Here is a 5302-nt window from a genome sequence, read left to right on the forward strand (position 1 = left end):
CCCCATGGGCCGCCGCCACCGCTCTTGTCGTTCCAGGGCATGAATGTCCTTTCGCTTGGAATTCCCTCGGCGCCGGCCTGACAGCGCAATATCCAATGTCATCCTTCTATAGGGTCGCCACGGCACGCTTTCAACGCGATCTGCCGGCCAGCCATCCGTTTTGGACCGGTAGCGACCCTTTATCGTCTTCAAGAAGCGACGCAGTCGTCTTCAGTTTGCGCCGCCACGGCGCTCGTAGACCGTATAGCGGGTCGCGTGGCTGTCCTTTTCGCCGGCCGGAAAGTCCTCGGCGCTGGCGACGCGCCACTGGTCCGTGTCGATCGGCGGAAAATGCGCATCGCCCTCGACACTTGCGAGCACATGGGTAACATGCAGTCGGTCGGCCAGCGGCAATGCCTGGGCATAGATTTCGCCGCCCCCGACAACGCAGATCTCGTCGGCGCCGGCCATGCAGCGCCCGCGCACATTGGCAAGCGCGATGGCCTCCTTGAGCGAATGCGCGATTTCGATTCCTTCGGCCCGCCAGGCCTTGTCGCGCGTCACCACGATGTTGAGCCGGCCCGGCAGCGGCCGGCCAATGCCCTCATAGGTCTTGCGACCCATGATGATCGGCTTGCCCATTGTGTCGGCCTTGAACCGCTTGAGATCGGTGGAAAGCCGCCACGGCAGGCCGCCATCGCGCCCAATCACGCCGTTGTCGGCGATGGCGACGTAGATTGCGATATCCATTAGCCACCGTTCCCGCTGTCGCCGCCACTCGTGTCGTCCGACGGCTCGAGCAGCAATATGTCGATGTCGTGCTCAGGATAGAAGTCCTTCGCTGTCATCTCGAATGTCGTCGGTCCGACCTTCCGTACATTGTCGCCGCAGAAGGAGACCAGGTTCTTCGGGCTGCCTTTGTCGACGGTCAGCTTGAAATCGCCGATACTGCCCGAGGCCCAGTTGCCGCCCGTGATCAGGATATAGGCGATCCTGCTTTCGAAATATTGCGGGTAGCCGTCGGGATTGTCCTTGGCCGCCTTGCGCACGGCGTTCTCGAAGCCGTCGTCCATGCAATAGCGGGTCTTATAGGTCGCATACTGCCCCTGGAACTGGCCATCATAGAAAAAGCTGACCGACGAGGTTCCGCCGACGCTCGGCCTGTAGCGGTGCGAGACATGCACGGCCTTGTTGGCTGGGAAGGTCGAGCGCCACCAGTAGGTCGAACGCAATTGCCAGAACGGGGCGTAGACGGTCTTCATCCCCGAGCCGTCGTCGGCCGTATCCTCGATGATGATGCCACGGTTCTCCCAATCCTCGGCGACCTCCTTGGGAAGGTTCGCCAGCGCCGCCTTGGCCGCGTCGCCGAACGGATAGAGCGGCACGCTCTGCGCCTTGAGATCGGCGCTGATGTCGATACCCGCCGCAAAGGCTCTCTGCTCCAGTTGCGGCTTTGCATCGACGCCGTCGATAGTCACCTCGAAGCCGAGGAAATTGTCGCTCTGCGCCTCGGGGATCGCCGGCATCTCGTTCGGGTCGCCTTCGATGTCGGGCATCGGGAAGGCAACGATGGCGTCGACATCCTTGTCGGTGTTGTTGCGGAAGACATAGTCGACCGTCACTTTTTCTTGCGAGATGAAGAGGTCCTCGCTCTCCATGGCGACGGCATCGCTGCGCGACAGGATCAGCCCGCCGGTTCCAAGCTCGGCAATCGAATCGTTGGCGAACGCCGGCGCGGCCGACAAAGCCAGCGCTGCGGTCAGGATGGTGCGGAACATGGGTCCCCCTCTCGACGGCAGGGCCGGCCCCAACCGGATGCGCGTCCACATCTAGAGCAATTCCAGGAAAAGTGTGTAGCGGTTTTCCGTCCGGAATTGCGTAAGACAAATAGCTAGAGCAGTTCAGCGTTTCCACCAAACGATGAACTGCTCTAGCCGTTTCAATGTGGCGTTTCAAAGCCCCTTCAACGCTCGTGTTGCCGCTTGCCCCATGCTGTCTGGACACCGGCGCCCCGATCGGGCAGGAGAGCGCCCATGCGCAAGCTTCTGGTCATCGGCATCGGCGCCGGCAATCCCGAACATATGACGGTCCAGGCCATCAGCGGCCTCAACCGGGCGGACGTCCTGTTTATTCCCGACAAGGGCGCGAAAAAGACCGATCTCGCCGAATTGCGCCGGCAAATCTGCGACCGCTTCGTCACCAACCCGAAATCGCGTCGGGTGGAATTCGACGTGCCGGTGCGGGCCGAACCCTCCCCTTCCTACCGCGCCACGGTCGACGACTGGCACGAGGCGATCGCCGAAATTTATGAAGGCCTGATCCGCGACGAGCTTGCGGAAGACGGCTGCGGCGCGTTCCTGATCTGGGGCGACCCCTCGCTCTACGACAGCGCGCTGCGCATCCTCGAGCGGGTGCGTCGGCGTGGCAACGTCGATTTCGCGCTCGAGGTCATTCCCGGCATCACCGCCGTCCAGGCGCTGGCCGCCAGCCACAAGATGGCACTGAATCGTATCGGCGACCCCGTGCTGATCACCACCGGCCGCCGCCTGACTGAGGAGGGCATGCCCGAGAATGCCGGCAGCACGGTCGTCATGCTCGACGGAAAATGCGCCTTCAACACGCTGGCCGACGAGAATCTCGTCATCCACTGGGGCGCCTATCTCGGCACGTCGGACGAGATCGCCATCTCCGGCCGCCTTGGCGATGTCGGCGCGGAGATCGAAAGAGTGCGCGAGGAAGCCCGGCAAAGGAAGGGCTGGATCATGGACACCTATCTGCTGCGCAAACCCGGCGAGCCCGAGGAATAGGGACCACTCGGAACGGGGCGGCACTCAACCGGCATCGATTTCCGCCTGCAAGGCCTCCATGTGCTGCGCCGCCGCGGATGTCGCCGCCCGCTCTATGGCCCGGAAGCGGCTGACGACCGCCAGGCCGACCGCGGTCAGTTGGGCGCCGCCGCCCTTTTTGCCGCCGGTCTGCGCCGATACCAGCGGCTTGCCGAACACCCGGTTCATGTCCTCGACCAGGTCCCAGGCGTGCTTGTAGGACATCTCCATGCCGCGCGCCGCGGCGGATATCGAGCCGAAGGCAGCGATCTGCTCCAGAAGCTCGATCTTGCCCGGCCCGATACGCCCGTCGGGATCGAGGTTTATCCGCAAGCTCAGCGACGGCATCTTTGTCCTCCGCGATCAGACTAGCACCCTCGACGGCTCTATCGCTATTCCAAACCAACATAGCGACATTGTCCTTTCGTCACCCATCGGCTTCGGATGGCAGCCCTGGCCCCGTCGTCGCGCTGTCGAAGCTCACCGTCTTGATCACCGCAAAGACCTTGCGGCCGAGCGCGAGCCGAAGCGTGTGCTTCGACTGTTCGGTGATGCGCGCCAGAACCGTCACGCCATTGCATTCGATGGCGATCTCCACCGTCGGTCCGACACCCGGCCTCACCGCCGTGATTGTCCCCGCCAGTATGTTGAGCGCGCTGAGACCCGCCGGCTGCTCGGTCGCGATCATGACGTCGCGGGCGCGGATGCGCAGCCGCACCGGCGCACCAGACGGCCGCGCCAGGCGCGGCACGCGGATTTCGCCCGCCGGCGAGTCGAGCACGGTCATCCCGAAGCTCTCGTCATGGCGCAGCACCTTGGTGTCCAGCACCGCGCCGCCCTCGCCGCGCTCTTCCGCCGGCAAAAGGTCGAGCCGCTGCATGATCGCTCCGGTCGGACCGGCGGCCGCGACCTTGCCGTGCGCCAGCACCACCACGTCGCTCGCCAGCCGCGCCACTTCGGCGACGGAATGGCTGACATAGACGATAGGGATATTCGTCTCGTCGCGCAGCCGCTCGACATAGGGCAGGATCTCCGCCTTGCGCGCCTCGTCGAGCGAGGCCATCGGTTCATCCATCAGCAGCAGTTTCGGGCTGGCGAGCAGCGCCCGGCCGATGGCCACGCGCTGTTTCTCGCCGCCGGAGAGCTTAGCCGGCCGCCGGTCGAGCAGATGCCCGATGCCCAGCAGATCGACCACGCCATCGATGTCGGCATAGCGCTCGGACGCCGGCGTGAACCATCGGCCATAGCGCAGATTGCCTGCGACACTCAAATGCGGAAAGAGCCGCGCGTCCTGGAACACGATGCCGATGCGCCGCTTGTGCATCGGCACGAAGGCGCCGGTGTCGGTGTCGACCAGCACGCGCCCATCGACAGCGATCCGCCCCCTCTCCGGTCGGATCAGCCCGGCGATCAAATTGATCAGCGTCGACTTGCCGGAGCCCGAAGGACCGAACAGAGCCGTCAGGCGGCCAGCGCTTTCGAAACTGGCGTCGATCGCGAAATCGCCGAGGCGGTGGCCGATTTCGACGAGCAGCGTCATTCGATATCCATCCGCCGGCCGACGCGCCAGGCCAGCATCTCAGACGCCACCAGTGCGGCCATCGAGATGACGATCGAGATCAGCGTCAGCCTGAGCGCGCCGTCATCGCCGCCCGGCACCTGCGTGAAGGTATAGATCGCCGACGGCAGCGTCTGCGTCTCGTTGGGGATATTGGAGACGAAGGTGATTGTGGCGCCGAACTCGCCCATAGCCTTGGCGAAGGACAGGATCGAGCCGGCGATCAGGCCGGGCAGGATCAATGGCAAGGTGATGGTGGCAAACACCCAGAGTGGATTGGCGCCGAGCGAGCCGGCCGCCGCCTCCATCTTGCGGTCGACCGCCTCGATCGACAGCCGGATCGCCCGCACCATCAGCGGAAAGCCCATCACGCCGCAGGCAAGTGCTGCACCCGTCCAGCGGAAGGAAAAGACGATGCCGAAATGCTCGGCCAGGAACGCGCCGGCGGGCCCGCGCTTGCCAAAGGTCAGCAGCAGCAGGTAGCCGGTCACCACCGGCGGCAGGATCAGCGGCAGATGCACCAGCCCGTTGAGCAGCGTCTTGCCCCAGAACCGGCCACGGGCGAGCACGAGCGCGATCGCGATGCCCGGCGGCAGGCTGAAAAGCATCGCCACCGTCGCCACCTTGATCGACAGCCGGACCGCATTCCATTCGTCGGGAGTGAGGTCCAGCAGCCAGTTCATGCGTCGGGACGCTGCCTTAGTTGGAAGGCGCCAGGATGGTGAAGCCCTGCGCCTTGAAGAGCTCTGCCGCCTTCGCGGATTCGAGGCACTTCAGGAATGCCGGCGCATCCTTGTCCTTCGAATCTGCCGTCTGGGCAACCGGGTAGATGATCGGCGGATGCGAGCCCTCCGGGAAGGTGCCGACCACCTTGACGCCTTTTTCGGCATGCGCATCGGTGGCATAGACGATGCCGAGCCCCGCCTCGCCGGTCGACACC

7 protein-coding genes are annotated in these 5302 nt (G+C 64.4%); 1 reads left to right on the forward strand and 6 read right to left on the reverse strand.

What is annotated here, in order from left to right:
• Positions 1-210 precede the first annotated feature (210 nt).
• Positions 211-729, reverse strand: a complete 519-nt coding sequence (locus tag EN781_RS24950) for a dihydrofolate reductase (RefSeq protein WP_126053958.1) — start codon at positions 727-729, stop codon at positions 211-213.
• A complete protein-coding gene (locus EN781_RS24955) occupies positions 729-1757 on the reverse strand; it encodes a DUF4424 domain-containing protein (RefSeq protein WP_127400415.1) in 1029 nt (342 codons plus the stop codon). The genes EN781_RS24950 and EN781_RS24955 overlap by 1 nt, the downstream gene beginning before the upstream one ends.
• Before the next feature lie 255 nt (positions 1758-2012).
• Here EN781_RS24955 and cobF point away from each other — a divergent pair, with 255 nt between their 5' ends.
• Positions 2013-2786, forward strand: coding sequence for a precorrin-6A synthase (deacetylating) (gene cobF, locus EN781_RS24960; protein WP_126053956.1), 774 nt, complete (start codon positions 2013-2015; stop codon positions 2784-2786).
• Positions 2787-2810: 24 nt separating this feature from the next.
• On the opposite strand, the gene EN781_RS24965 is transcribed toward cobF, so the two are convergent.
• The 4 genes from EN781_RS24965 to EN781_RS24980 all read right to left on the reverse strand — a co-directional run.
• Positions 2811-3152: a winged helix-turn-helix domain-containing protein gene (locus EN781_RS24965; protein ID WP_126053955.1), complete on the reverse strand. Its 342-nt coding sequence runs from the start codon at positions 3150-3152 to the stop codon at positions 2811-2813.
• Between the two features lie 79 nt (positions 3153-3231).
• Positions 3232-4344 carry a molybdenum ABC transporter ATP-binding protein gene (gene modC, locus EN781_RS24970; protein WP_126053954.1) on the reverse strand — a complete coding sequence of 371 codons (1113 nt, stop codon included), beginning with the start codon at positions 4342-4344 and terminating at the stop codon, positions 3232-3234.
• Positions 4341-5045: a molybdate ABC transporter permease subunit gene (modB, locus tag EN781_RS24975; protein ID WP_126053953.1), complete on the reverse strand. Its 705-nt coding sequence runs from the start codon at positions 5043-5045 to the stop codon at positions 4341-4343. The genes modC and modB overlap by 4 nt, the downstream gene beginning before the upstream one ends.
• A 16-nt stretch (positions 5046-5061) precedes the next feature.
• Positions 5062-5302, reverse strand: a 241-nt coding sequence (locus EN781_RS24980; RefSeq protein WP_189347824.1) for an extracellular solute-binding protein, incomplete at its 5' end; no start/stop codon positions are given.

It is taken from the genome of Mesorhizobium sp. M4A.F.Ca.ET.090.04.2.1, from assembly GCF_003999085.1.
GTDB lineage: Bacteria > Pseudomonadota > Alphaproteobacteria > Rhizobiales > Rhizobiaceae > Mesorhizobium.

What these genes read in the sequence shown, in the direction of transcription:
- EN781_RS24955 (WP_127400415.1), bottom strand. Translation starts at nt 1,757, where the DNA reads ATGTTCCGCACCATCCTGACCGCAGCGCTGGCTTTGTCGGCCGCGCCG.
- EN781_RS24965 (WP_126053955.1), bottom strand. Translation starts at nt 3,152, where the DNA reads ATGCCGTCGCTGAGCTTGCGGATAAACCTCGATCCCGACGGGCGTATC.
- cobF (WP_126053956.1), top strand. Translation starts at nt 2,013, where the DNA reads ATGCGCAAGCTTCTGGTCATCGGCATCGGCGCCGGCAATCCCGAACAT.
- modB (WP_126053953.1), bottom strand. Translation starts at nt 5,045, where the DNA reads ATGAACTGGCTGCTGGACCTCACTCCCGACGAATGGAATGCGGTCCGG.
- EN781_RS24950 (WP_126053958.1), bottom strand. Translation starts at nt 729, where the DNA reads ATGGATATCGCAATCTACGTCGCCATCGCCGACAACGGCGTGATTGGG.
- modC (WP_126053954.1), bottom strand. Translation starts at nt 4,344, where the DNA reads ATGACGCTGCTCGTCGAAATCGGCCACCGCCTCGGCGATTTCGCGATC.